Origin of the sequence: Polaromonas sp. (genome assembly GCF_031411155.1) — a bacterium.
Classification (GTDB): Bacteria; Pseudomonadota; Gammaproteobacteria; order Burkholderiales; family Burkholderiaceae_C; genus Polaromonas.
The window spans coordinates 1-3,294 of record NZ_JANOAL010000016.1 but is presented as its reverse complement, the minus strand read 5'-3'; the positions used below and the strand labels follow the sequence as shown (position 1 = coordinate 3,294).

Annotated in this window: 2 protein-coding genes; one reads left to right on the top strand and one right to left on the bottom strand. The window is 66.4% G+C overall.

Annotated elements, in window-relative coordinates:
* Positions 1 to 425: 425 nt before the first annotated feature.
* Entirely contained in the window at positions 426 to 614 is a 189-nt protein-coding gene (locus tag RMO23_RS00670) for a heavy-metal-associated domain-containing protein (RefSeq protein WP_309678069.1), read from the bottom strand.
* Between the two features lie 198 nt (positions 615 to 812).
* Here RMO23_RS00670 and RMO23_RS00665 point away from each other — a divergent pair, with 198 nt between their 5' ends.
* A complete protein-coding gene (locus tag RMO23_RS00665) occupies positions 813 to 3,260 on the top strand; it encodes a heavy metal translocating P-type ATPase (protein ID WP_309678065.1) in 2,448 nt (815 codons plus the stop codon).
* The last annotated feature ends 34 nt before the right edge of the window (positions 3,261 to 3,294 follow it).

Here is a 3,294-nt window from a genome sequence, read left to right as displayed (position 1 = left end):
GAGTCCTCCCCGTACCCGTACCCGTACCCGTACCCGAATTTTTCCCAAAACCCTTCTGTATGCGCCGAGGAGCGGAAGTCCAGACGGATCAGGGATCGTGCTTGTTTGAGCCGCAGGCGAGTTTGCACGATACCCCGGATGGACTGAGCACCGCAGGTTGCCCGAAGCGAAGCGCAGGGACGCAGACAGTAGGGTCGCCTTTTCTTTTGCTTACTTTGCTTTTGGCGAAGCAAAAGAAAAGTGAGTAGCCGCCGGGCTACCCCCGGCATGGTCGTGAAGGGCGCGGCAACGAACTCCAGCGAGGCCTCGATAAGCTCAGCCAAAACAGCCCTTGAATCTTAATTTTGCTATTAATTCAATAGCTTGTTACGCCCATTCTTATTGGGCTGCGGCCCCAAAATGCTTGAGAAACTCGTCAAAACCCTTCACTGCACCGGATACCCCGCCTCCGCCAGCGCAGCCGCCACCGCATCACGCTCCCGCGTGGTCTGCACCGTCACCTTCTTGCTCGTCAAATCCACACTGACCTGCGCCTGCGGGTCAGCCTGCGTGACCGCCTCGGTCACCGCGCGCACGCAGTGGCCGCAGCTAATCGCGGGGATGTTGAATTCCATGTCGGACTCCTTGAATGGTTAACTACACAAGCCCGCAGTCTGAACCCTGCCATGGGGGCAAGGTCAACGCCCCGCCTGCAATGCCCCTTGCAATCAGGCGGGTATGCGCGGCACCGGCTTGACCCTGCCATGATGGCAAGGTTCAGACTTCGCTCATTGTCCATTTACTTTTGCCCCTGCCGACCCGGAGAAACCACCATGAGCGCCAGCGCCACCCTGCAAGCCAATAAGCTCCCCCTGTCTGAATGGCAGTTTCCGGTCGAGGGCATGACCTGCGCCTCCTGCGTGGCGCGGGTCGAGCGGGCGCTGGGCGCGGTGGCCGGCGTGGCCGAGGCGAGCGTGAATTTTGCGACCGAGCAGGCCAGCGTCAGGGCCGGCCCTGGCGTCAGCCTGCAAGCGCTGAAAACCGCGGTGGAGAAAGCCGGCTATGCGGTGGGCGACGAAACGCTGCGGCTCAGGATTGGCGGCATGACCTGCGCCTCCTGCGTGTCGCGGGTCGAAAAAGCCCTGCGCCAGCTGCCTGGCGTGCTGCAGGCCGAGGTCAACCTGGCCACCGAAACGGCCGAGGTGACCGTCTCTGGCGCGGCCACCACGCTGGCGCAACTGATCGCCGCTGTCGACAAGGCCGGTTACCAGGCAAGCAGCATCGACGAGGCCAGCGCCGCCCACCCGGTTGAAAAACCCGGCGCCCCGGTGTGGCCGATTGTGCTGGCGGCGGCATTGTCGCTACCGCTGGCGCTACCCATGCTTGGCCTGCTGTTCGGTGAGCACTGGATGCTCAATGGCTGGCTGCAGCTGGCGCTGGCCACACCGGTGCAGTTCTGGCTGGGCGCGCGTTTTTACCGCGCCGGCTACAAGGCGCTGCGCGCCCAGACCGGCAACATGGACCTGCTGGTCGCCATCGGCACCTCGGCCGCCTACGGGCTCAGCGTCTACCAGCTACTGGCGCGCGGCGCGCAGGGCAGCATGGCACATCTTTATTTTGAAGCCTCGGCCGTCGTCATCACGCTGGTGCTGCTGGGCAAGTGGATGGAAGCGCGCGCCAAACGCCAGACCACCGAAGCGATCCAGGCGCTGAACGCACTGCGGCCCGAAACCGCGCGCCGCCGCATCAACGGCCAGGACGAGGAAGTGCCGATGGCGCAGGTCGCCGTAGGCGATCTGATCGTGGTGCGGCCCGGCGAGCGCATTGCGGTGGATGGCGAAATCACCGAGGGCGCGAGCCAGGTCGATGAGTCGCTGATTACCGGCGAAAGCCTGCCGGTGAACAAGCATGTCGGCGACCCTGTGACCGGCGGAGCCGTCAATGCCGAAGGCCTGCTGCTGGTGCGCACCACGGCGGTGGGGGCGGAGTCGACGCTGGCGCGCATCGTGCGCATGGTGGAGTCGGCCCAGGCCAAGAAGGCGCCAATCCAGCGGCTGGTGGACCAGGTCAGCGCGGTGTTTGTGCCGGTGGTGATTGGCATTGCCTTCATCACCTTGCTGGGCTGGGGCTTTTTTGGCCCAGGCAGCGACAACTGGGAGACCGCCATCTTGAACGCGGTGGCGGTGCTGGTGATTGCCTGCCCGTGCGCGCTGGGGCTGGCCACGCCCACCGCCATCATGGCCGGCACCGGTGTCGCGGCGCGGCACGGCATCTTGATCAAGGATGCCGAGGCGCTGGAAGTGGCGCACAAGCTGACGGTGGTGGCGTTTGACAAAACCGGCACGCTGACCGAAGGCAAACCGGAGCTGGTGGCGCTGGAGCCGCACGGCATTGGCAGGGAGGCCCTGCTGGCGCAAAGCGCCGCGATTCAGGCCGGCAGCGAGCACCCGCTGGCGCGCGCCGTGACGACGCAGGCGCTAAAGGAAGGCATTGCGGTGCCGGCCGCTGCCGACGTGCGCGCGGTGGCTGGGCGCGGCATGTCGGCACAGGTAGCCGGGCGGGCCTTGCGGCTGGGCAGCCCGCGCTTCATGCAGGAGCTGGGAGTTGAACTGGGCGACTTTGCGGCGCGGGCGCAGGCGCTGGAGGCAGAGGGCCGCACCGTGTCGTGGCTGGCCGATGTCAGCGACGCCGGCAGGCCCCGGCTGCTGGGCCTGCTGGCCTTTGGCGACACGCTCAAGGCCAGCGCGGCGCCCGCGGTGGCGCGGCTGCATGCGCTGGGCATTCAGACCGCGCTGGTCAGCGGCGACAACCAGGGCAGCGCGCAGGCCGTGGCCGCGCAGCTGGGCATTGACCGGGTCTATGCCCAGGTCCTGCCCGAGGACAAGGCCGCCATCGTGGGCCAGCTCAAGCGGGACGTTCAAGACCTAGGCGGCCGCGTCGCGATGGTCGGCGACGGCATCAACGACGCGCCGGCGCTGGCCGCCGCCGACGTGGGCATTGCCATGGCCACCGGCACCGACGTGGCGATGCACGCCGCCGGCATCACGCTGATGCGCGGCAACCCGGCGCTGGTGGCCGATGCGATTGACATCTCGCGCCGCACCTACGCCAAGATCCGGCAAAACCTGTTCTGGGCGTTTTTCTACAACGTGGTCGGCATTCCGTTGGCGGCCATGGGCCTGCTGAACCCGGTGATTGCCGGCGCGGCCATGGCCTTCAGCAGCGTCAGCGTGGTGCTGAATGCCTTGCTGCTGCGGCGCTGGGAAGGAGCGACGAAATGACGCAAACCGGCCTTCTGAATATCGGCCAGGCGGC

What these genes read in the sequence shown, in the direction of transcription:
- RMO23_RS00670 (WP_309678069.1), bottom strand. Translation starts at nt 614, where the DNA reads ATGGAATTCAACATCCCCGCGATTAGCTGCGGCCACTGCGTGCGCGCG.
- RMO23_RS00665 (WP_309678065.1), top strand. Translation starts at nt 813, where the DNA reads ATGAGCGCCAGCGCCACCCTGCAAGCCAATAAGCTCCCCCTGTCTGAA.